The following is a 21,570-nucleotide window of genomic DNA, read 5'->3' as shown; positions in this document are numbered from 1 at the left end:
CGCGGTCTTAAGCCCTACTTTTCAGGCATCGGCACCGGAAACGGCATGACATTGCTCACGCCCCGGGCTTCGCTGATCTTCGGCGTGCCCAGGCGCTCGACTTCATCGATGCGCACAATCGAATGCATCGGCACAAAACTGCGCACCACGCCTTCAAACTGCGCCTTGAGTTTTTCCTCGCCCGGGTCGACGACCAACTGGGTGCGCTCGCCAAAGACGAACTCTTCCACTTCCAGGAAGCCCCACAGATCACTTTGATAGATCTGCTTGGCGTACATTTCGAACACCTGGCCCTGGTTAAGGAAAATCACCTTATAGATTGGAGCTTCACGTTTGGTCATGGTGGGCGAATAACACATCGGGGATATAAAAGAGGGCGCGAACTATAGCATGGCACCCGATGCACAACGCTAGGAACCAATGGGCATGCCCCCTATAATGCGCGGTTCTTTACCACCAGTTGACGATCCCCATGGCCAAGAAGCTCTATATCGAAACCCACGGTTGCCAGATGAACGAGTACGACAGCTCGCGCATGGTCGATCTGCTGGGTGAACACCAGGCCCTGGAAGTCACCGCCCGCGCCGAAGATGCCGACGTGATCCTGCTCAATACCTGCTCGATCCGCGAGCGAGCCCAGGATCGGGTGTACTCGCAGCTGGGCCGCTGGCGCGAATTGAAACTGGCCAACCCGGACATGGTGATCGCCGTCGGCGGTTGCGTGGCGAGCCAGGAAGGTGCGGCGATCCGCGACCGCGCGCCCTATGTGGACGTGGTGTTCGGCCCGCAAACCTTGCACCGCCTGCCGGAAATGATCGACGCCGCACGCTTCACCAAGCTGCCGCAGGTCGATGTCTCGTTCCCGGAAATCGAAAAGTTCGACCACTTGCCCGAGCCGCGCATCGACGGGCCGAGTGCCTACGTGTCGGTGATGGAAGGCTGCAGCAAGTACTGCACTTTCTGCGTGGTGCCCTACACCCGAGGTGAAGAAGTCAGCCGGCCGTTTGACGACGTGATGTCGGAAATCATCCACCTCGCCGAAAACGGCGTGCGCGAAGTGACCTTGCTGGGCCAGAACGTCAACGGCTATCGCGGCCTGACCCACGACGGGCGCCTGGCCGACCTGGCCGAGCTGATCCGGGTGGTCGCCGCCGTCGACGGCATCGAGCGTATTCGCTACACCACCTCGCACCCGCTGGAGTTCTCCGACAGCCTGATCCAGGCTCACGCCGAAGTGCCGGAACTGGTCAAACACCTGCATTTGCCGGTGCAATCGGGCTCGGACCGCATCCTCTCGGCGATGAAACGCAACCACACCGCGCTGGAATACAAATCCAAACTGCGCAAGCTGCGCGCGGCGGTGCCGGGTATCTGCATCAGCTCGGACTTTATCGTCGGCTTCCCTGGCGAAACCGAAAAAGACTTCCAGCAGACCATGAAGCTGATCGAAGACGTCGGTTTCGACTTCTCCTACTCGTTCGTCTACAGCCAGCGCCCGGGCACCCCAGCGGCGGACCTGCTGGACGAAACCCCGGAAGCGCTGAAAAAAGAGCGCCTGAATGCCCTGCAACATCGCTTGAACCAGCAGGGTTTCGAGATCAGCCGACAAATGGTCGGCTCAACCCAGCGCATCCTGGTCACCGACTACTCGAAAAAAGACCCGGGCGAATTGCAGGGCCGTACCGAGAACAACCGAATCGTCAACTTCCGCTGCGATAATCCCACGCTGATCGGTCAGTTTGCCGATGTGCACATCGATGCGGCGCAACCGCACTCGTTGCGCGGCTCGTTGATCAACTGACTTCAGGACACACGAAGCTCAACTGTGGGCGCTGGCTTGCCGGCGATAGCGGTGAAACAGGCGGCATCTCTTTTGGATGTGCCGCCCCTTCGCCGGCAAGCCAGCCCTCACAGGGATCGCCTTGGTTCCTGAGAGTGGACCCCGCCTACATAAGTGCTTTCGCACACCGGCGGCTGGCGTTATCCTCTATTTCACCTAAACAGCCAAAGGGCGGCTAAAAGCAACCTTGAACGCACCCATAGCAGAACCCCATCGTTTTCTCCTCGAGCCGTTTGAGGCTCGCCGTTTCGCCAATCTGTGCGGACAGTTCGACGAGCACCTGCGCCTGATCGAACAACGCCTGAGCATCGAGATCCGCAACCGCGGCAATCAGTTCGAGCTCATTGGTGAACCCCAGCACACCACGTCCGCAGAAAACCTGCTGCGCCGTCTCTACCGTGAAACCAAGGGCAGTGAGCTGTCGCCGGAAACGGTGCACCTGTACCTGCAGGAATCGGCCGTGGAAGACCTGGCCAACAACCCTGTGGCCGAAGCCAGCGTGGCCCTGCGCACCAAAAAAGGCATGATTCGCCCGCGCGGCTTGAATCAGCAGCGCTACGTCAAGGAAATCCTCGGCAACGACATCAACTTCGGCATCGGCCCGGCCGGTACCGGCAAGACCTACCTGGCGGTAGCCTGCGCCGTTGACGCCCTGGAGCGTGAACAAGTGCGCCGCATCCTGCTGGTGCGACCGGCGGTCGAGGCTGGCGAAAAGCTTGGCTTCCTGCCCGGCGACCTGGCCCAGAAGATCGACCCGTACCTGCGCCCGCTCTACGACGCGCTGTACGAGATGCTCGGCTTTGAATACGTGGCCAAGCTGATCGAACGCCAAGTGATCGAGATAGCCCCGCTGGCCTACATGCGTGGTCGTACGCTGAACAACAGCTTCATCATCCTCGACGAAAGCCAGAACACCACGGTCGAGCAGATGAAGATGTTCCTCACCCGCATCGGTTTCGGCTCCACCGCCGTGATCACCGGCGACGTCACCCAGGTCGACCTGCCCAAGGGCACCAAGTCCGGCCTGGCCCAGGTGATCGAGGTGCTCAAGGACGTGCCGGGTATCAGCTTCACGCACTTCATGCCCAAGGACGTGGTCCGTCACCCGCTGGTGCAGCGCATTGTCGAAGCCTACGAGCGCTTCGATCATCGCGACGACGCACCCGCCAAGGACAGCCGCCGCGATGCTTGAGCTTGACCTGCAACTGGCCACCGAAGCGCCCGCCCCCAGCGAAGAACAGTTCCGTCAATGGTGCACCCTGGCCCTGCGCCAGCGCACCGCCGATTCGGAGCTGACCATCCGCCTGGTGGACGAGCCCGAAGGCCGCGAACTGAACCACACCTGGCGCCAGAAGGATTACGCGACCAACGTGCTGTCCTTCCCCGCCGACGTCCCCGACGAATTGCTGGATATCCCGCTGCTGGGCGACCTGGTGATCTGCGTCGAAGTGGTCGAGCGCGAGGCAAAGGAGCAAGGCAAGGAACTTGAAGCCCATTGGGCCCATCTAGTCATCCACGGCTGCTTGCATCTCTTGGGTTACGACCATATAGACGATGACGAAGCCGAAGAAATGGAAGCACTGGAACGAACGTTGCTTGCAGAATTGGGTCACCGCGATCCGTATGCAGACGACGAAAACTGATCAACACTCAACTGAAACATCAAAGGATTTAGAGTAATCGCTATGAGCGAAGACCGATCGAGCAACGGGCAGAAGTCATGGCTGGGTAAACTGACCCAGGCTTTTGCCCACGAGCCGAAAAACCGCCAGGAGCTGCTGGAGCTGCTGCGCGAGGCCCATCAGAACAAGTTGCTGGACAGCGAAGCGCTGGCCATCGTCGAAGGCGCCATCCAGGTGGCTGACCTGCAGGTTCGGGACATCATGGTCCCGCGCTCGCAGATGATCAGCATCAAGGCGACCCAGACCCCTCGGGAATTTCTCCCGGCCGTGATCGACTCGGCGCACTCGCGCTACCCGGTGATCGGTGAAAGCCATGACGACGTCATGGGTGTCCTGCTGGCCAAGGACCTGTTGCCGCTGATCCTCAAGGAGAACGGCGACAACTTCAACATCAAGGACCTGCTGCGTCCTGCCACCTTCGTGCCCGAATCCAAGCGCCTGAATGTGCTGTTGCGCGAGTTCCGCGCCAACCACAATCACATGGCTATTGTGATCGACGAATACGGCGGTGTAGCGGGCCTGGTGACCATTGAAGACGTGCTGGAACAAATCGTCGGCGACATCGAAGACGAGCACGACGTCGAAGAAGACAGCTACATCAAGCCGCTGCCCAGCGGTGATTTCCTGGTCAAGGCGCTGACGCCGATCGAGAACTTCAACGAGTTCTTCGACAGCGAATTCTCCGACGATGAGTTCGACACCGTCGGCGGCCTGGTGATGAGTGCGTTTGGCCACTTGCCCAAGCGTAACGAGACCACCGAGATCGGCGCCTACCGCTTCCGCATCCTGAATGCCGACAGCCGCCGGATTCACTTGATTCGCCTGACACCTATTGCCCGTTAAGGACTGACATGCGCCGTATGATCGCACCCGGCTGGCCCGGTAACCTGCTGGCCGTGGCGGCCGGTGCCATCACCACCCTGGCGCTGGCGCCGTTCGATCTGTGGCCGTTTGCGCTGCTGGCAGTCGGACTGTTCTATATCGGTCTGCGGGAGCTGACACCACGCCAGGCCCTGGGCCGTGGCTGGTGTTTCGGTTTCGGCCTGTTTGGCGCCGGCACCAGCTGGATCTACTACAGCATCCACCACTTCGGTGGTGCCTCGGTGTTGCTGGCAGGCTTCCTGATGCTGCTGTTCACTGCCGCCATCGCCTGGTTCTTCGCCTTGCCCGCCTGGTTGTGGGCGCGCTGGCTGCGTCGCAATGAAGCGCCACTGGCCGACGCCCTGACGTTTGCCGCACTGTGGGTCGGCCAGGAAGCCTTTCGCGGCTGGTTCCTCACCGGCTTCCCGTGGCTGTATTCCGGGTATAGCCAACTCGACGGCCCGCTGACGGGCCTCGCTCCTGTCGGCGGGATCTGGCTGATTTCCTTTGCCCTGGCGCTGACGGCGGCCCTGTTGTGCAACCTGCCCCGCCTGCTGGCGAGCAAGCGCAATGCCTTTATCGGCGCGGGCCTGGTGTTGCTGGTCGCCCCCTGGGCTATCGGCCTTGCCCTCAAGCATCACGCCTGGACTGCGCCTTCCGGCGCGCCGCTGAGCGTGGCCGCCATCCAGGGCAACGTCGAACAAAGCATGAAATGGGACCCCGAGCAGCTCAATGCGCAGCTCGCGCTGTACCGCGACATGAGCTTCAGCTCCAAGCCCGTGGACCTGCTGGTGTGGCCGGAAACCGCGGTGCCGGTACTCAAGGAATCCGTCGAGGGCTACCTGGGGATGATGGGCAAGTTCGCCGCCGACCGGCACACCGCACTGATCACCGGCGTTCCGATCCGCCAGGAAGTGCACCACCAGAAGCGCTATTTCAATGGCGTCACCGTGGTGGGCGAAGGCGACGGCACCTACCTGAAGCAGAAGCTGGTGCCCTTCGGCGAGTATGTACCGCTGCAGGACATGCTGCGCGGGCTGATCGCCTTCTTCGACCTGCCGATGTCGGACTTCGCCCGCGGCCCCGCCGACCAGGCGATGCTGCAAGCCAAGGGCTATCAGATCGCGCCGTTCGTGTGCTACGAAGTGGTGTACCCGGAATTTGCCGCCGGCCTGTCGGCCCAGAGCGACTTGCTGCTGACCATCAGCAATGACACCTGGTTTGGCCGCTCCATCGGCCCACTGCAGCATCTGCAGATGGCGCAGATGCGCGCGCTGGAGGCGGGTCGCTGGATGATCCGCGCCACCAACAATGGCGTGACCGGACTGATCAACCCGTTCGGGCAGATCACTGCACAGATCCCGCAATTCGAGCGCGGCATTCTCTACGGCGAAGTGGTGCCGATGCACAACCTCACGCCGTACCTGCAATGGCGCTCGTGGCCGTTGATCATCCTGTGCCTGGGGCTGTTTGGCTGGGCGCTGCTGGCGAGCCGGATGGCCAAGACGGTCTGACAGGCACGACAAAACAATGTGGGAGCGGGCTTGCTCGCGAAGGCGGTGTATCAGTCAACGTAGCTGTTGGCTGAACCAACGCCTTCGCGAGCAAGCCCGCTCCCACATTTGCAGGGCGGCGCTAGCGGTAGAACAACCGATAACCCACCTGCCCCACCGCCTCGTTGATCAACTGTCCGCTCTGCCACACCGACTTGAATTCCGGCATCCAACCGCCCAGCGGCCGGGCATTGTCCACGCCCAGGAAGCCTACCGGCGCCGGGACCACGGTAAAGCCAGCCTTTTCAAAGCTCCACACCGAGCGCGGCATGTGCCAGGCCTGGGTCACCACCACCACGCGCTTGATGCCTTCGGGCAGCAATATCTCGGCACTCATTTGCGCATTTTCCCAGGTAGTACGGCTGCGTTCTTCCTTCCAGCGCACCGTTACGCCGAAGTCGTCGTGCATCGACACCGCCATCAACTCGGCCTCGCTGGGCGGCGTGCCGTAATGCAGGCCCCCGGTGGTCAGCACCGGCAACCCGGACGCCTTGGCCAGGCGCGCGGCATAGCGCTGGCGCTCCAGGCCGATACCGGTCGGCTGATCGGCGCCCCATGCCGGGTCACCGCGCTCGCGGCCCGAGCCCAGCACCACAATGGCATCGGCGCGCTGGGCCAGGGTCGACCAGTCTTCCCGCGCCAGCGGCGGTTCGGTCTCCAGCGCACGGGCGCCCCACTCCACCATCACCGGCAGGCTGATCAACCACATGCCGCCCAATCCGAGGGCAAAACAGACACCGGCCAAGCGTGGGCGGCTGCGACGAAACCACCAGGCAAGCGCCAGCAACAGCAAGAGGATGCCGGGCGGCAAGAGCAGTTGTTTAATGAAATAGCGAATAGGCATCGGGCATCTCCATAGATGCCCGAAGCCTAAGGTGTAACGGGGTTTAGCGACAATCTTTACGCTGACATGACGCGATAACGCAGCTCAGGGGGGAATGAACTACTTGTAGCGGACGGACCGGAGCTTTTCCGGGCCGCGACCGGCCGACAAGTCCTTGAGCCACACCACCTTGGCTGAGTGCGTGGGTTCCTTGGCTGGCGGGGGTGCTACCCAAGGAGGCGCACTGCGCCCGTTTCGTTCCAGATAAGCCTTGATCAGTTCCAGCTCCGCGCGGCTCAGACCGCGCAGTTCCAACTCGACAGGCCGTTCATCACGCAATCGGCCCGCTGTTCTCGCTGCATCCAATGCACGACCCAATCGGTCGATCAGTCCTTCGTAGATTTCCGGTTTCGTTGCGATTCGCTGCGATTCAACCATCCCCTCACCTCATTGAAGATATGACTCATTCCCCAATAAACAGCGTAGTCCTAGTGGCTGCACCTGCCCGGCGCCGCGACAGACGGCCCTGCCTGCGCAATCAGGGTTTCCCTCGATAGAGTGGGGTCATGTATGCTACGGCGCTTCCTGTAACTCCACTTCCCGCAGGGTTTGGGCACGGACGCGCCGCTTTTTGGTGTCGAACAACCCGGACAGTGCACCGAAGAGGATTAGGCCACCCCTATTCAGTTCAAAAGTAGCCATGCACGAACAATATCAGCCCCGTGAAATAGAAAATGCCGCCCAAACCTTCTGGGACGAGCAAAAGTCCTTTGAAGTCAGTGAACAGCCAGGCAAGGAGACTTACTACTGCCTATCGATGTTCCCTTACCCCAGCGGCAAGCTACACATGGGGCACGTGCGTAACTACACCATCGGCGACGTCATCTCGCGCTACCAGCGCATGCAAGGCAAGAACGTCCTGCAACCCATGGGTTGGGACGCCTTCGGCATGCCGGCAGAAAACGCCGCGATGAAAAACAACGTGGCGCCCGCCAAGTGGACCTACGAAAACATCGCCTACATGAAGACCCAGCTGCGCAGCCTGGGCCTGGCGGTGGACTGGTCTCGCGAAGTGACCACCTGCAAGCCGGATTACTACCGCTGGGAACAATGGCTGTTCACGCGCCTGTTCGAAAAAGGTGTGATCTACAAGAAGAGCGGCACCGTGAACTGGGACCCGCTCGACCAGACCGTACTGGCCAACGAGCAGGTGATCGACGGTCGCGGCTGGCGCTCCGGCGCGCTGATCGAAAAGCGCGAAATCCCGATGTACTACTTCAAGATCACCGCCTACGCGGATGAACTGTTGTCGAGCCTCGACGACCTGCCGGGCTGGCCTGAACAGGTCAAGACCATGCAGCGCAACTGGATCGGCAAGTCCAAGGGCATGGAAGTGCAGTTCCCGTACAACGTCGACTCGATCGGCGAAGCGGGCGCACTCAAAGTCTTCACCACCCGTCCGGACACCCTGATGGGCGCGACCTACGTCGCCGTGGCCGCTGAGCACCCGCTGGCCACCCAGGCCGCACAGAACAACCCTGAGCTGCAGGCGTTCATCGCCGAATGCAAAGGCGGCAGCGTGGCCGAAGCCGACGTCGCCACCCAGGAGAAAAAAGGCCTGCCGACCGGGCTGTTCGTCGAGCACCCGCTGACCGGCGAAAAACTGCCGGTGTGGGTCGCCAACTACGTGCTGATGCATTACGGCGATGGCGCAGTAATGGCAGTACCGGCCCACGACGAACGCGATTTCGAGTTCGCCACCAAATACAGCCTGCCGATCAAATCCGTGGTGCGCACCAGCTCGGGCGACACCAACCCGGCCCCGTGGCACGACGCCTACGGCGAGCACGGCACACTGATCAACTCCGGTGAATTTGACGGCCTGGACTTCCAGGGCGCTTTCGACGCGATCGAAGTTGCACTGGTGAAGAAAAACCTCGGTGCCTCGCGCACCCAGTTCCGCCTGCGCGACTGGGGCATCAGCCGCCAGCGCTACTGGGGCTGCCCGATCCCGATCATCCACTGCGACAGCTGCGGTGACGTCCCCGTGCCGGAAGACCAACTGCCGGTCGTCCTGCCGGAAGACGTGGTGCCGGACGGCGCTGGCTCGCCCCTGGCGCGCATGCCCGAGTTCTACGAGTGCAGCTGCCCGAAATGCGGCCAGCCTGCCAAGCGTGAAACCGACACCATGGACACCTTCGTCGAGTCCTCGTGGTACTACGCACGCTACGCTTCGCCGCACTATGAAGGCGGCCTGGTGGAAAAATCCGCGGCCGACCACTGGCTGCCGGTAGACCAGTACATCGGCGGTATCGAACACGCCATTCTTCACCTGCTGTACGCGCGCTTCTTCCACAAGCTGATGCGCGACGAAGGCCTGGTGAGCTCCGATGAGCCGTTCAAGAACCTGCTGACCCAGGGCATGGTGGTCGCCGAGACCTACTATCGCCGCGAAGCCAACGGCGCCTACACCTGGTTCAACCCGGCCGACGTCGAGCTCGAGCGCGACAGCAAAGCCAAGGTCATCAGCGCCAAGCTGATCGCCGACGGCCTGCCGGTGGAAATCGGCGGCACCGAGAAGATGGCCAAGTCGAAGAACAACGGCGTCGACCCCCAGTCGATGATCGACCAGTTCGGTGCCGACACCTGCCGCCTGTTCATGATGTTCGCCTCGCCGCCTGACATGAGCGCCGAATGGTCCGACTCCGGCGTCGAAGGTTCGCACCGTTTCCTCAAGCGCGTCTGGCGCTTGGCGCATGCCCACATCAGCCAGGGCCTGCCGGGCAAGCTGGATGTCGCAGCACTGAGCGACGAGCAGAAAGCCATTCGCCGCAGCACCCACCTGGCAATCAAGCAAGCCAGCCAGGACGTGGGCCAGAACCACAAGTTCAACACCGCCATCGCCCAGGTGATGACGCTGATGAACGTGCTGGAAAAAGCCCCACAGGTCACCGAACAGGACCGCGCGCTGGTGCAGGAAGGCCTGGAAACAGTCACCCTGCTGCTCGCGCCGATCACCCCGCACATCAGCCACGACCTGTGGAGCCGCCTGGGTCACAGCGACGCGGTGATCGATGCGCGCTGGCCGGTGCAGGACGACAGCGCCCTGGTACAGGACACGCTGCAGCTGGTGATCCAGGTCAACGGCAAGCTGCGTGGCCAGATCGACATGCCGGCCACCGCTACTCGCGAGGAAGTCGAAGCAGTCGCACGCGTCAACGAGAACGTGCTGCGCTTTACCGAAGGCCTGACGATCCGCAAAGTGATCGTGGTGCCTGGCAAACTGGTCAACATCGTCGCTAGCTAATCGGATCGGGCGCAGGGCTTGAGCCCTGCGCCGAACAAAGCCTTCAGGGCCTCGATAAGGCCCACATGGTTTCAAGGGGAGCAACAAAATGATCAAACGCAACCTGCTGGTTATGGGCCTCGCCGTGCTGCTGAGCGCTTGCGGCTTCCAGCTGCGCGGTACCGGCACCAACGAACTGGCGATCAAGGAACTGGACGTCAGCGCCCGCGACGCCTACAGCGAAACCGTCACCCAGCTGCGTCAAGTCCTGGAAAACAGCGGCGTTCACGTCTACACCGGCGCGACCTACAAGCTGTTCCTGGCCAATGAAAAAGAGACCCAGCGCAACCTGAGCTACGCCAGCGCCGGCCGTGCTTCCGACATCGAACTGAGCACCATGCTCAGCTTTGAAGTCCAGGGTCGCGATCACCTGCCTTTGATGAGTGACGACATCCAGGTGCAGAAAATCGTCAGCCACGACGGCAACAACCTCGTGGGCTCGGACTCCGAAATCATCCAGGTGCGCAAGGAAATGCGTCGTGAGCTGGTACAGCGCATGGTCCTGCGCCTGTCGATGATCACCCCGGAACAACTCGCGACCTTGCAACAACGCGCTGACGACAAGGCCAAGGCCGATGCCGACGCGCTGAAAGCGGCGCAAGAGTACGAAGACAACACGCCGAAACAGTCGCCTGTTGAAGTCCCAGTCGAGTAAGCCCGACGGGGCGCCCCAGGCGCCCCGTTCGCCCTGCCTATGAAACTCGCCCCCGCCCAACTCGCCAAACACCTGCAAGGTGGCCTCGCGCCTGTCTACATTGTCAGCGGGGATGACCCGCTGCTGTGCCAGGAAGCCGCCGACGCCATTCGCACCGCCGCACGCCAGCAAGGCTTCGATGAACGCCAGGTCTTCAGCGCCGACGCCAGTTTCGACTGGGGCACGTTGCTGCAAGCCGGCGCGAGCATGTCGCTGTTTGCCGAAAAGCGCCTGCTGGAACTGCGCCTGCCTTCGGGCAAGCCCGGCGACAAAGGCGCGGCCGCCCTGATGGAATACTGCTCGCGCCCCGCCGAGGACACGGTGCTGTTGATCAGCCTGCCCAAGCTTGACGGCAGCGCGCAGAAAACCAAGTGGGGCAAGGCCCTGGTGGAAGGGGCGCAAACCCAGTTCATCCAGATCTGGCCGGTGGACGGCAACCAGTTGCCGCAATGGATTCGCCAGCGCCTGTCCCAATCCGGCCTGTCGGCGACCCAGGACGCCGTGGAGCTGATCGCCGCCCGCGTGGAAGGCAACCTGCTTGCCGCCGCCCAGGAGATCGAGAAGCTCAAGCTGATGGCCGAAGACGGGCAGATTACCGTCGAGACCGTCCAGGGCGCCGTGGCCGACAGTGCGCGTTTTGACGTGTTCGGGCTGGTGGACGCGATCCTCAACGGTGAACCCGCCCACGCCCTGCGCATGCTCGAAGGCCTGCGCGGCGAAGGTGTCGAGCCACCGGTGATTCTCTGGGCGCTGGCCCGCGAACTGCGGGTACTGGCCAATATCTCCCTGCAATACAGCCAGGGCACGCCGCTGGACAAATGCTTCAGCCAGGCCCGGCCGCCGGTGTGGGACAAGCGCAAACCCCTGATGAGCAAAGCCCTGCAACGGCACTCGGCGCAACGCTGGGCGCAACTGCTGCTGGAAGCGCAGCGCATCGATGCGCAGATCAAGGGCCAAGCGGCCGGTTCGCCATGGATGAGCCTGAGTCGCCTGTCGCTGTTGATGGCCGGCCAGCGCCTGACATTGCCTGCCGAATAACCCAGCGCCCTGTAGGCAATGAGCCCCTTGAAGGCAGCCGTGACCCCAAGAACGCCATCGCCCACCAATCGGCTCCTACAAGTTATGGCGCACGGTCTGACATATCAGCGGGCTTTACAGCGGCGCAACTTCGGCAGATTATTTGCGCCGTTGCCCCACCCCACGAGAGTACCGATCATGAGCAAAAAGCCATCCAAGCATGGCCCCAACAAGGCCAAATCCATCATCGCCCAGCCACTGTTCCGCAGCCGTCAGGAACGCGCCGGCAAGGGCAAAGGCAGCTACCGCCGCGAAGCCTTCCAGTCTAATAGCTGGGAGGCTTCTTACTTTCTGGCTGCCTGAAGGCAAGCGCCCCTCTGGCATGATAAGGTCTGCACCTGATTTGTAATCCCTGGACCTGTGCATGCCCTCTAGTCTTTCCCGTCGTTGGCACCTTCGCCAATTGATCGCTGCCTCCAGCCTCATTCTGCTTGTCGCCTGCGCGGAAAAACCCACCGCTGCTGACGCCCAGCCCCTGCCGACGCTCCAGACCGCCCCTGTCGCAGCGCCCGCCGTCGTCGCCCCGCTGGCCGTGGACAACCTCGATATCCAACCGACCCAGACCTTTGCTGAATGGCAGGCTGGCTTTCGTGTGCAAGCCCTGCAGGCCGGCATCACTGCCGCCGTGTTCGACAATGCCTTCGCCAATGTCACCCCCGACATGGCCGTGATTCGTGCCGACCGCAGCCAGCCGGAATTTTCCCGTCCGGTGTGGGAATACCTCGACGGCGCGCTGTCTCCGGTGCGGGTGCGCAATGGCCAGGCGCTGCTGATCAAGTACGCCGACATCCTGCAAAGCATCGAACAACGCTACGGCGTCGACCGTCAGGCGCTGGTATCGGTGTGGGGCATGGAGAGTAACTTCGGCCAGTTCCAGGGCAACAACTCCGTGATCCGCTCCCTGGCGACCCTCGCCTATGAAGGCCGTCGCCCGGCCTTTGCCCAGGCGCAATTACTCGCGGCGCTGCAGATCATCCAGCACGGCGATATCCAGGCCGACCAGATGAAAGGCTCCTGGGCCGGCGCCATGGGTCAGACCCAGTTTATCCCGACGACCTACAATACCCACGCCGTGGACTTCGACGGCGACGGTCGCCGCGACATCTGGAACAGCCCGGCCGATGCCCTCGCCTCCACCGCGCATTACCTGCAAAGCTCCGGCTGGCAGAAAGGCCAGCCGTGGGGCTTTGAAGTCAAGCAATTGCCGGCGAACTTCGACTATGCACTGGCCGATGGCGGCATCCGCAAAAGCGTGGCCGACTGGCTGAAGTTGGGGATTCAGTTGCCACCGGGCGCGAGCCTGCCACCGAACGTCGACTCGTTATCCGCCGCCCTGCTGCTGCCGGCCGGCTACCGTGGGCCGGCGTTCCTGGTGCTGGATAACTTCCGCGCGATCCTCAAGTACAACAACTCGTCGTCCTATGCATTGGCGGTGGGGCTGCTGTCGGAGCGCTTCGCCGGCGGCGGTGTGATTCGTGGCGATTGGCCCAAGGATGAGCTGCCGCTGAGTCGCTCCCAGCGCATAGACCTGCAGACGGCGCTGAGCGCCAAAGGCTATGACGCCGGCAACCCGGACGGCATCATCGGCGCCAACACGCGCAAGGCGATTCGTGCAGCCCAGCAGGCGCTGGGCTGGCCGGCGGATGGCTATCCGACGGTAAAACTGCTGGAGTCGCTGCAGAACCGGTAGAGCGTCGTAAGGCAACTACCGCTATCGCAGGCAAGCCAGCTCCCACAGGGGAATGCATTCCAAATGTGGGAGCTGGCTGGCCGGGGGATGGCTATCCGCCAGTGAAACTGCTGAAGTCACTGCAGACCCGGTAGGGCGTCGTAAGGCAACTACCGCTATCGCAGGCAAGCCAGCTCCCACAGGGGAATGCATTCCAAATGTGGGAACTGGCTGGCCGGGGGATGGCTATCCGCCAGTGAAACTGCTGAAGTCACTGCAGACCCGGTAGGGCGTCGTAAGGCAACTACCGCTATCGCAGGCAAGCCAGCTCCCACAGGGGAATGCATTCCAAATGTGGGAGCTGGCTTGCCTGCGAAGACGGCGTGACAGGCAACATCAAACTCAGCCTTTGAGCACGACATCCTGCTCCAGCACCAGCCGCTTCTCCCCCGCATCCAACCGCAACAGCGCGCCCATCGGCAGCGTCAGGTTCGGGTCGCAATGCCCGCTGCGCCAGCCAGACAACACCGGAATGCCCAACGGGGCGAAGGTCTGCTTTAGCAGGCGCTCCAGCGCCACAGCGTCCACACCCGCCACATCCCCCACCAGCACACCGGCCACTTGTGCCAGCTTGCCCGCCAGGCGCAGGTGCGTCAGCAGGCGGTCGATGCGGTAGATCGGCTCGTTGACGTCCTCGATCAGCAGGATGATGCCCTGCGCGTCGATTTCAAACGGGGTGCCCATGACCGCGGCGATCATCGACAGGTTGCCACCCAGCAAGCGCCCACAGGCAATGCCAGGCTCAATCGTGGTCAACGGGTACGCCACCGGGTGTGCCAACAGGCTGCCGCTGACCAGCTGCCCCCGCAGCAGGCTGAACAAGGAAGACTCGGTGGGTTGTTGTTTGTCGCCGAGCAGGTCGGCATTGAGCATCGGCCCGTGGAAGGTCACGAAACCGGCGTAGCGGCTGATCGCCAGGTGCACCGCGGTGATGTCGCTGTAACCCACGAACGGCTTGGGATTGGCGCGCAGCAGGTCGAAATCCAGGCGATCGAGCAAGCGCGGCGTGCCATAACCTCCGCGCAGGCAGAAGATCGCATCGATTTCAGGGTCGGCGAAGGCGGTATGGAGGTCATGCAGGCGCACGTCATCGCTGCCGGCCAGGTAGCCGTCGCGCTCATACACACCGGGGAAGATTCGCAGGTCGTAGCCACGGGCACGCATCCATTGCCCGGCTTTTTCAACGTCCAGCGCGGCAGGGCCGGCGGGGGCGATCAGGGCGATGGTGCCCTCACTGCGTAAAGCAGGTACGGCGGCCGCGAGTTGAGTGGTCATCCATGCTCTCCGTATCGGTAACGCAGAAACAACTGTAGGAGCTGGCTTGCCAGCGATGCGGACACTTCGATGCAACGGACGCATCGAGGTGAGGCTATCGCAGGCAAGCCAGCTCCCACACAAGCCAGCTTCTACAATTGGATCGGGGCCGGCTTACGAAACCAGGCTGGCCTTGACCAGCTTGGCCTGTTCGTCAGCGTGGTACGAGGAACGTACCAGCGGGCCCGAGGCGACGTTCTTGAAGCCCATCTTGTAGCCTTCCTCGGCGAACCAGGCGAAGGTGTCCGGGTGCACGAAGCGCTGGACCGGCAAGTGGCTGCGGGACGGCTGCAGGTACTGGCCGAGGGTCAGCATGTCGATGTCGTGTTCGCGCATGCGCTTCATGACTTCGATCACTTCTTCGTCGGTCTCGCCCAAGCCCAGCATCAGGCCGGATTTGGTCGGGATGTGCGGCATCATCTGCTTGAATTTCTGCAGCAGGGTCAGCGACCACTGGTAGTCCGAACCCGGGCGCGCGGCCTTGTACAGGCGTGGCACGGTTTCCAGGTTGTGGTTGAACACATCCGGCGGCTCGGCAGCGGTGATTTCCAGCGCTACGTCCATGCGGCCACGGTAGTCGGGCACCAGGGTTTCGAGCATCACGTTCGGCGACAATTTGCGGATTTCGCGGATGCAGTCGGCAAAGTGCTGGGCACCGCCGTCACGCAGGTCGTCGCGGTCTACCGAGGTGATCACCACGTACTTGAGTTTCAGGTCGGCGATGGCGATGGCCAGGCTTTCCGGCTCGTTGACGTCCAGTGGCTTCGGCCGGCCGTGGCCGACGTCGCAGAACGGGCAACGACGGGTGCAGATATCACCCATGATCATGAAAGTGGCAGTGCCGCCGGAGAAGCACTCACCCAGGTTCGGGCAGGAGGCTTCTTCGCACACGCTGTGCAGCTTGTGTTTGCGCAGCAGGGCCTTGATACGGTCGACTTCCGGCGAAACCGGGATGCGCACGCGGATCCAGTCAGGCTTCTTCGGCAGTTCGGTGGTCGGGATGATCTTGACCGGGATGCGTGCAACCTTCTCGGCGCCGCGCAGCTTGACGCCGGCTTCCACCTTGGCACGCGGGGCCGGGGCCGGACGCTCGGTGATGTCCAGCGTCGGGATCATGGTTTGCACTGCATCAGTAGTCATAATCAGTCGATTCCGCCCGTGAGGGTCGTCTGCTCAGCATAGTCGAGGTGTTTGACGAGCTGCGCACGCAGCCGGGCACTTACCTCGGCAAATTTAATCGGTGTGGCGTGGTCGCTCAGTTGGGTCATCGCCAACCCGGCGTAACCGCACGGGTTGATCCGCCGAAACGGCGTCAGGTCCATGTCCACGTTCAAGGCCAGGCCATGAAAGGAACAACCGTGGCGAATGCGCAACCCGAGGGAGGCGATTTTCGCGCCGTCCACATACACACCGGGTGCATCGGGCTTGGCCGCGGCGGTCACGCCGTAACTGGCCAACAGCTCGATCAGGCAAGCCTCCATTCGGCTCACCAGGTCGCGTACGCCAAACCCAAGCTTGCGTACGTCCAGCAGCAGGTACGCCACCAGTTGACCCGGCCCATGGTAAGTCACTTGGCCACCTCGGTCGACCTGCACCACCGGAATATCACCCGGCAACAACAGATGTTCGGCCTTGCCGGCCTGGCCCTGGGTAAATACCGGCGGGTGTTCCACCAGCCATATCTCATCGGGGGCCGAGCTGCCGCGCTCATTGGTGAAGCGCTGCATGGCGTGCCAGACGGGCTCATAGTCCATCTGGCCGAGCTCGCGAAAGCCCAGGGTATGCGACATCACAGCACCATGTGCACGAAGCCGGTGGCCCGCAGTTCACTGTTGATGTTGTAGAGCTGGTCCTGATCCGTGGCAACGATGTGCAACTGGATCGTGGTGTATTTGCCGGTGGAGCTTTGACGCTCGTCCACACGGTTGTCGTTGATCGTCGCGTGTTTTCTGACGATCTCGAGAATCTTGTCCTTGCGGCCCACGCCGGTATCGCTGATCACCTTGACGGGATAATCCGTCACTGGGAATTCGATCTTGGGCGCCTTTACTTCTACTTCTTTATCGGTCATGGCGAAACGGCCTCGTAAGCGTAAGCCGTGGCGACGGGCAAAGCCCCGTGTCGGATCAACACGGGGCTTTGCAGGTGCACACTAATCAGTTGAACAAGCTGTAGAAGAATAGACGGATGCTATCCCACACGCGGCGGAAGATACCACCTTCGTCGACGGCGTCCAGCGCGATCAGGTCGGCGCTGTGCACCACCTTGTCGTCCAGCTTCACTTCGACCTTACCGATCACGTCACCCTTGGCAATTGGCGCGACCAATTGCGGGTTCATGGTCATGCTGGCCGCGAGCTTTTTCAGCTGGCCTTTAGGCATGGTCAGGGTCAGGTCTTCAGCCAGGCCGGCCTTGACCTGCGAGGTTGCGCCTTTCCAGACCGGAGCGGTGGCCAGCTCAGCACCCTTCTGATAGAAGGTCTGGGTTTCGAAGAAGCGGAAACCGTAGGTCAGCAGTTTTTGCGTCTCGGCCGCACGGGCCTGCTCGCTGTTGGTGCCGAATACGACGGCGATCAGGCGCTGGCCATCACGTACGGCGGACGACACCATGCAGTAACCGGCTTCTTCGGTGTGGCCGGTTTTCAGACCGTCGACGGTCTTGTCGCGCCACAGCAGCAGGTTGCGGTTAGGCTGCTTGATGTTGTTCCAGAAGAATTCCTTCTGGGAGTAGATCGCGTAGTGCACCGGGTCGACGCGGATGATCGCGCGCGCCAGGATCGCCATGTCGTGAGCCGACGAGTAGTGCTCTGGGTTTGGCAGGCCGGTCGGGTTCATGAAGTGGCTGTTGGTCATGCCCAGGTCAGCCACGGTTTTGTTCATCATGTCGGCGAACGCGTCTTCGCTGCCGGCGATGTGCTCGGACAGGGCCACGCTGGCGTCGTTACCGGACTGAATGATGATGCCGTGCAGCAGGTCGCTCACGGTCACTTGCGAGCCGACCTTGATGAACATCCGCGAACCGCCGGTGCGCCAGGCGTTTTCGCTGACGGTGACCGGGTCGTTCTCGCCGATCTGGCCGCGACGGATTTCCAGGGTCGCGATGTAGGCGGTCATCAGCTTGGTCAGGCTGGCTGGGGGCAGGCGCTGGTCACCGTTGTTCTCGACCAGCACGTTGCCGCTGGCGGCATCCATGAGGACCCAGGCCTTGGCAGCCAGTTGCGGGGAAGCCGGCACCATTTCAACCGCCCAGGCGGCCGGGGTGATGATCAGCGAAAGAAGCAGGCACGTGCGTTTGGCTAAGGTGGTGATGTTCATCCGTCTCTCGAAATTGCTTATGGAAACTTGCCCTCGCGGGCAAAACTTATTCAGACAGCCCGCTACCAGACTGTCACGTGTTCGGTTGCCCGCTCACCCCTTGCCCCTGGGTTTTTATTGTTCAACGAGCCAACAACCAGGGTTCAAGCCCGCGCACGGGCCAGAACCATCAATCTTTCTTATTCGGCAGTGACCACGCTGGGTTGCCCCAGGTTGGCCAGGCGCACGCTGTTCTGCACTTGCGCGACCTCGCTCGGCGAGCCGATCGGGCCCATGCGCACACGGTGCAGGGTCTGCTGGTTACGCACGATGGAGCTGATGAAGACCGGCGCGCTGACCATGCTGCTCAGCTTGGACCTTAACAGTTCTGCCGCATCCGGGTTGGCGAAAGCGCCCACCTGCAGGTACTGCCCGCCCGCCATCGAACTGCCCGGCGCGGCCTGAGGCACGGCCACGGTGTCCGGCGCGTGCTGCGCCGGCGGCGGTGTCCACTGCTCGACCTTGCCGGCCGACGCGGTAATCTGTGGTTGCGGCGTTTGCGGTTCGTTGAGCATCAACGGCGCCGGCTTGCCACGCTGGGCCCAGTACTGCGCCGGGTCGATGCCTTCGACCTTGACCCGCGCGGTGCCGGTTTCGGCGTAGCCGAGTTTTTTCGCGGCGGCGTAGGACAAGTCGATGATCCGGTCCGAATAGAACGGCCCACGATCGTTGACGCGCAGGATCACCGTGCGATTGTTGTCCAGGTTGGTCACGCGCACATAGCTGGGCAGCGGCAGGGTCTTGTGCGCCGCGCTCATGCCATACAGGTCATACACTTCGCCGTTGGCGGTGTTCTGGCCATGGAACTTGGTGCCGTACCAGGACGCCGTGCCCGATTGCACGTAGGTCTTGGATTCCTGCAGCGGGAAATAGGTCTTGCCCAGCACGGTATACGGGTTGGCCTTGTAGGCGCCGGTGTGCAGGGTTGGCGTGGCATCCGGGATCTTCGATACGTCGACATCCCACCAGGGCGCGCCATCTTTGTGCGCACGGTTGATGTCCAGGCCAGGCTGGGAACGGATGGCGGTGCCGCCCGACTTCTGCGCCGGACCGCGACTGGTGGAACAACTGACAACCAGCAAGGACAACGCGGCGAACGCCACCAGCTTGAGCGGTTTATTGAACGGCGATGCCCGCATTACTTGTTGCCCCGTGCTTGGACCAGCATGTCTGACAGCTGATGCACGGCCATGGCGTACATCACACTGCGGTTATAACGCGTGATTGCGTAGAAATTCTTCAGGCCCATCCAGTATTCAGGGCCATTTTCGCCTTCGAGGCGGAACGCCGTCACCGGCATATCATCGCGTGGCGCATTCTGACTCGACCAGCCCAGCGCCCGCAACTCCCCGACCGTCTTGGCCGGCTCGATACCCTGGGTCAGGCCTTCATCGGCGCGATCGCCAGTCACATCGGCGCGGATCACCACCGGCTCGCCGGCGACCCAGCCGTGGCGTTTGAAGTAGCTGGCCACACTGCCGATGGCGTCGTCGGGATTGCTCCAGATATTGATGTGCCCGTCGCCGTCAAAATCCACGGCATAAGCGCGGAAGCTGCTCGGCATGAACTGCGGCAGGCCCATGGCACCGGCGTAGGAACCCTTGAGGGTCAGCGGGTCGACCTGCTCTTCGCGGGCCAGCAGCAGGAACTCACGCAGCTCCTTGCGGAAGAAGTCGGCGCGCGGCGGGTAGTCGAAACCCAGGGTCGACAGGGCGTCGATCACCCGGTAGCTGCCGGTGTTGCGACCGTAGAAGGTTTCGATGCCGATAATCGCGACAATCACCTGGGCCGGCACGCCGTACTCCTGCTCGGCGCGGGCCAGGACTGCCTCGTGCTGGCGCCAGAAGTCCACGCCACGGGCCACGCGGGCGTCGGTCAGGAACATCGGGCGATATTCCTTCCACTGCTTCACGCGCTCGGCGGGACGGGAGATGGCGTCGAGAATCGCCTGCTTGCGCTGGGCTTCGCGGAACACGCCCATCAGTTGTTCACCGGCGAAACCGTAGTCGCGGGTCATCTCACCGACAAATTCGGCGACCTGGGGTGAGCCATCGTAGTCACCGGCCTGCACCTCCTGCGTTGCCCCCAGCAGCCCGATCAGGCCCATCCAGGACGCATGCCGAGTCGCCCAGCCGCGCATTACTTGCATTGACATCTTCACCTTATTCAAACCTGTGCGATCCATTTGCGATGCGTATGAATCGACATCAAAACCCCAAACGCTGACAGCAATGTCACCAGCGAAGTTCCGCCGTAGCTAATGAACGGCAACGGCACCCCAACCACCGGCAACAGGCCACTGACCATACCGATGTTGACGAAAACGTAAACAAAAAAAGTCATGGTCAGGCTGCCGGCGAGCAATTTGCCGAACAGCGTCTGCGCCTGCGCGGTGATCACCAGGCCGCGACCAATCAACAGCAAATAAATCAGCAACAGCGCGCAAATGCCCACCAGGCCGAACTCTTCGCCCATCACCGCAATAATGAAGTCGGTGTGGCTCTCCGGCAGGAAGTCCAGGTGCGACTGGGTGCCCAGTAACCAACCCTTACCAAATACACCGCCGGAACCGATGGCGGCCTTCGACTGGATAATGTTCCAGCCGGTGCCCAGCGGGTCGCTTTCCGGGTCGAGGAAGGTCAGGATCCGTTGCTTCTGGTAGTCGTGCATGAAGAAGAACCACATGGCCACGGCCACCGGCACGGCGGCGGCCAGCACGCTGAGAATCCAGCGCCAGCGCAGCCCGCCCATGAACAGCACGAACGCACCGCCCGCCAGGATCAGCAGCGAGGTGCCGAGGTCTGGCTGGCGCACGATCAGGATAAACGGCACGCCGATCAGGAACAGGCTGATGGCCACATGCTTGAGCTGCGGCGGCAAGGTGCGCTTGGACAGATACCAGGCAATGGTCGCCGGCATCAGGATCTTCATGAATTCCGACGGCTGGAAGCGAATCACCCCGGGAATGTTGATCCAGCGCGTCGCCCCCATGGCGTTGTGGCCCATCACGTCCACCACCACCAATAGCAATACGCCGGCAACGTAGCCCAAGGGCACCCACCGCGCCATGAACCGCGGTTCGAGCTGGGCAATCACCAGCATCGACAACAGGCCAAGGCCGAACGACGAGGCCTGCTTGATCAGCAGGTCCCAGTTCTTGCCGCTGGCCGAATACAGCACGAACAGACTGCCAGCCGCCAGGGTCAGGAGCAGGATCAGCAACGGGCCATCGATGTGCATGCGCTGCAGCAACGTCGCGCGGCGACGCATCACATCCTCGCTGGAGAGGATGCGGTCA

21 protein-coding genes are annotated in these 21,570 nt (G+C 62.1%); 10 read left to right on the top strand and 11 right to left on the bottom strand.

Annotated features, from left to right (window positions below):
- Positions 1 to 14 precede the first annotated feature (14 nt).
- Positions 15 to 341, bottom strand: a complete 327-nt coding sequence (locus NTD80_RS12230; RefSeq protein ID WP_065910336.1) for a DUF1820 family protein — start codon at positions 339 to 341, stop codon at positions 15 to 17.
- Between the two features lie 131 nt (positions 342 to 472).
- Between NTD80_RS12230 and miaB the strand changes: the two genes are divergently transcribed.
- The 5 genes from miaB to lnt all read left to right on the top strand — a co-directional run bounded on the left by miaB (position 473) and on the right by lnt (position 5,897).
- Complete coding sequence (gene miaB, locus NTD80_RS12225) at positions 473 to 1,801, top strand: tRNA (N6-isopentenyl adenosine(37)-C2)-methylthiotransferase MiaB (RefSeq protein ID WP_262133772.1); 1,329 nt, start codon at positions 473 to 475, stop codon at positions 1,799 to 1,801.
- Between the two features lie 226 nt (positions 1,802 to 2,027).
- Complete coding sequence (locus NTD80_RS12220; protein WP_065910097.1) at positions 2,028 to 3,032, top strand: PhoH family protein; 1,005 nt, start codon at positions 2,028 to 2,030, stop codon at positions 3,030 to 3,032.
- Positions 3,025 to 3,483, top strand: a complete 459-nt coding sequence (gene ybeY / locus NTD80_RS12215) for an rRNA maturation RNase YbeY (RefSeq protein WP_120450077.1) — start codon at positions 3,025 to 3,027, stop codon at positions 3,481 to 3,483. The genes NTD80_RS12220 and ybeY overlap by 8 nt, the downstream gene beginning before the upstream one ends.
- Before the next feature lie 42 nt (positions 3,484 to 3,525).
- Positions 3,526 to 4,365, top strand: a complete 840-nt coding sequence (locus NTD80_RS12210; protein WP_015373027.1) for an HlyC/CorC family transporter — start codon at positions 3,526 to 3,528, stop codon at positions 4,363 to 4,365.
- An 8-nt stretch (positions 4,366 to 4,373) separates the two neighbouring features.
- Complete coding sequence (gene lnt / locus NTD80_RS12205; protein WP_065910093.1) at positions 4,374 to 5,897, top strand: apolipoprotein N-acyltransferase; 1,524 nt, start codon at positions 4,374 to 4,376, stop codon at positions 5,895 to 5,897.
- Between the two features lie 121 nt (positions 5,898 to 6,018).
- On the opposite strand, the gene NTD80_RS12200 is transcribed toward lnt, so the two are convergent.
- Positions 6,019 to 6,780: a YdcF family protein gene (locus tag NTD80_RS12200; RefSeq protein WP_120450081.1), complete on the bottom strand. Its 762-nt coding sequence runs from the start codon at positions 6,778 to 6,780 to the stop codon at positions 6,019 to 6,021.
- Positions 6,781 to 6,879: 99 nt separating this feature from the next.
- Positions 6,880 to 7,197: a hypothetical protein gene (locus tag NTD80_RS12195; protein WP_065910089.1), complete on the bottom strand. Its 318-nt coding sequence runs from the start codon at positions 7,195 to 7,197 to the stop codon at positions 6,880 to 6,882.
- A gap of 262 nt (positions 7,198 to 7,459) precedes the next feature.
- On the opposite strand from NTD80_RS12195, the gene leuS reads away from it, so the two are divergent.
- The 5 genes from leuS (at position 7,460) to NTD80_RS12170 (ending at position 13,566) form a co-directional block, all read left to right on the top strand.
- Complete coding sequence (leuS, locus tag NTD80_RS12190) at positions 7,460 to 10,066, top strand: leucine--tRNA ligase (RefSeq protein ID WP_262133767.1); 2,607 nt, start codon at positions 7,460 to 7,462, stop codon at positions 10,064 to 10,066.
- Between the two features lie 88 nt (positions 10,067 to 10,154).
- Entirely contained in the window at positions 10,155 to 10,760 is a 606-nt protein-coding gene (lptE, locus tag NTD80_RS12185; RefSeq protein ID WP_106802538.1) for an LPS assembly lipoprotein LptE, read from the top strand.
- 39 nt (positions 10,761 to 10,799) lie between these two features.
- Entirely contained in the window at positions 10,800 to 11,837 is a 1,038-nt protein-coding gene (holA, locus tag NTD80_RS12180; RefSeq protein WP_262133764.1) for a DNA polymerase III subunit delta, read from the top strand.
- A gap of 177 nt (positions 11,838 to 12,014) precedes the next feature.
- Positions 12,015 to 12,179 (top strand): alternative ribosome rescue factor ArfA, encoded by a 165-nt coding sequence (gene arfA / locus NTD80_RS12175; protein ID WP_003176285.1) that lies wholly within the window; start codon positions 12,015 to 12,017, stop codon positions 12,177 to 12,179.
- Between the two features lie 61 nt (positions 12,180 to 12,240).
- A complete protein-coding gene (locus NTD80_RS12170) occupies positions 12,241 to 13,566 on the top strand; it encodes a lytic murein transglycosylase (protein ID WP_120450090.1) in 1,326 nt (441 codons plus the stop codon).
- A 381-nt stretch (positions 13,567 to 13,947) separates the two neighbouring features.
- On the opposite strand, the gene NTD80_RS12165 is transcribed toward NTD80_RS12170, so the two are convergent.
- The 8 genes from NTD80_RS12165 to rodA all read right to left on the bottom strand — a co-directional run bounded on the left by NTD80_RS12165 (position 13,948) and on the right by rodA (position 21,542).
- A complete protein-coding gene (locus NTD80_RS12165; RefSeq protein WP_262133762.1) occupies positions 13,948 to 14,880 on the bottom strand; it encodes an LD-carboxypeptidase in 933 nt (310 codons plus the stop codon).
- A 153-nt stretch (positions 14,881 to 15,033) separates the two neighbouring features.
- Positions 15,034 to 16,035: a lipoyl synthase gene (gene lipA, locus NTD80_RS12160; RefSeq protein WP_057444888.1), complete on the bottom strand. Its 1,002-nt coding sequence runs from the start codon at positions 16,033 to 16,035 to the stop codon at positions 15,034 to 15,036.
- 26 nt (positions 16,036 to 16,061) lie between these two features.
- Positions 16,062 to 16,709, bottom strand: a complete 648-nt coding sequence (gene lipB / locus NTD80_RS12155; RefSeq protein WP_262133761.1) for a lipoyl(octanoyl) transferase LipB — start codon at positions 16,707 to 16,709, stop codon at positions 16,062 to 16,064.
- Complete coding sequence (locus NTD80_RS12150) at positions 16,709 to 16,990, bottom strand: DUF493 domain-containing protein (RefSeq protein ID WP_043047980.1); 282 nt, start codon at positions 16,988 to 16,990, stop codon at positions 16,709 to 16,711. The genes lipB and NTD80_RS12150 overlap by 1 nt, the downstream gene beginning before the upstream one ends.
- An 85-nt stretch (positions 16,991 to 17,075) precedes the next feature.
- Entirely contained in the window at positions 17,076 to 18,233 is a 1,158-nt protein-coding gene (locus NTD80_RS12145; protein WP_065910075.1) for a D-alanyl-D-alanine carboxypeptidase family protein, read from the bottom strand.
- A gap of 179 nt (positions 18,234 to 18,412) precedes the next feature.
- Entirely contained in the window at positions 18,413 to 19,411 is a 999-nt protein-coding gene (locus NTD80_RS12140) for a septal ring lytic transglycosylase RlpA family protein (RefSeq protein ID WP_065910074.1), read from the bottom strand.
- A complete protein-coding gene (gene mltB / locus NTD80_RS12135; protein WP_065910072.1) occupies positions 19,411 to 20,421 on the bottom strand; it encodes a lytic murein transglycosylase B in 1,011 nt (336 codons plus the stop codon). Before mltB ends, NTD80_RS12140 begins: the two co-directional genes overlap by 1 nt.
- Positions 20,422 to 20,438: 17 nt before the next feature.
- Entirely contained in the window at positions 20,439 to 21,542 is a 1,104-nt protein-coding gene (gene rodA / locus NTD80_RS12130) for a rod shape-determining protein RodA (protein ID WP_065910334.1), read from the bottom strand.
- Positions 21,543 to 21,570 lie beyond the last annotated feature (28 nt).

It is taken from the genome of Pseudomonas sp. 13B_2.1_Bac1, assembly GCF_025466155.1.
In the GTDB taxonomy this organism is placed as follows: domain Bacteria; phylum Pseudomonadota; class Gammaproteobacteria; order Pseudomonadales; family Pseudomonadaceae; genus Aquipseudomonas; species Aquipseudomonas aylmerensis.
The sequence above is the reverse complement of the archived record's forward strand: the minus strand, read 5'-3'. Positions and strand labels throughout refer to the sequence as shown.

Excerpts from the sequence above, each read along its gene's own strand:
- mltB (WP_065910072.1), bottom strand. The coding sequence starts at position 20,421 with ATGCAAGTAATGCGCGGCTGGGCGACTCGGCATGCGTCCTGGATGGGC.
- ybeY (WP_120450077.1), top strand. The coding sequence starts at position 3,025 with ATGCTTGAGCTTGACCTGCAACTGGCCACCGAAGCGCCCGCCCCCAGC.
- lipB (WP_262133761.1), bottom strand. The coding sequence starts at position 16,709 with ATGTCGCATACCCTGGGCTTTCGCGAGCTCGGCCAGATGGACTATGAG.
- lipA (WP_057444888.1), bottom strand. The coding sequence starts at position 16,035 with ATGATCCCGACGCTGGACATCACCGAGCGTCCGGCCCCGGCCCCGCGT.
- lptE (WP_106802538.1), top strand. The coding sequence starts at position 10,155 with ATGATCAAACGCAACCTGCTGGTTATGGGCCTCGCCGTGCTGCTGAGC.
- NTD80_RS12150 (WP_043047980.1), bottom strand. The coding sequence starts at position 16,990 with ATGACCGATAAAGAAGTAGAAGTAAAGGCGCCCAAGATCGAATTCCCA.
- arfA (WP_003176285.1), top strand. The coding sequence starts at position 12,015 with ATGAGCAAAAAGCCATCCAAGCATGGCCCCAACAAGGCCAAATCCATC.
- NTD80_RS12145 (WP_065910075.1), bottom strand. The coding sequence starts at position 18,233 with ATGAACATCACCACCTTAGCCAAACGCACGTGCCTGCTTCTTTCGCTG.
- NTD80_RS12210 (WP_015373027.1), top strand. The coding sequence starts at position 3,526 with ATGAGCGAAGACCGATCGAGCAACGGGCAGAAGTCATGGCTGGGTAAA.
- NTD80_RS12195 (WP_065910089.1), bottom strand. The coding sequence starts at position 7,197 with ATGGTTGAATCGCAGCGAATCGCAACGAAACCGGAAATCTACGAAGGA.
- NTD80_RS12140 (WP_065910074.1), bottom strand. The coding sequence starts at position 19,411 with ATGCGGGCATCGCCGTTCAATAAACCGCTCAAGCTGGTGGCGTTCGCC.
- rodA (WP_065910334.1), bottom strand. The coding sequence starts at position 21,542 with ATGCGTCGCCGCGCGACGTTGCTGCAGCGCATGCACATCGATGGCCCG.
- NTD80_RS12200 (WP_120450081.1), bottom strand. The coding sequence starts at position 6,780 with ATGCCTATTCGCTATTTCATTAAACAACTGCTCTTGCCGCCCGGCATC.
- NTD80_RS12165 (WP_262133762.1), bottom strand. The coding sequence starts at position 14,880 with ATGACCACTCAACTCGCGGCCGCCGTACCTGCTTTACGCAGTGAGGGC.
- holA (WP_262133764.1), top strand. The coding sequence starts at position 10,800 with ATGAAACTCGCCCCCGCCCAACTCGCCAAACACCTGCAAGGTGGCCTC.
- NTD80_RS12230 (WP_065910336.1), bottom strand. The coding sequence starts at position 341 with ATGACCAAACGTGAAGCTCCAATCTATAAGGTGATTTTCCTTAACCAG.
- lnt (WP_065910093.1), top strand. The coding sequence starts at position 4,374 with ATGCGCCGTATGATCGCACCCGGCTGGCCCGGTAACCTGCTGGCCGTG.
- miaB (WP_262133772.1), top strand. The coding sequence starts at position 473 with ATGGCCAAGAAGCTCTATATCGAAACCCACGGTTGCCAGATGAACGAG.
- leuS (WP_262133767.1), top strand. The coding sequence starts at position 7,460 with ATGCACGAACAATATCAGCCCCGTGAAATAGAAAATGCCGCCCAAACC.
- NTD80_RS12170 (WP_120450090.1), top strand. The coding sequence starts at position 12,241 with ATGCCCTCTAGTCTTTCCCGTCGTTGGCACCTTCGCCAATTGATCGCT.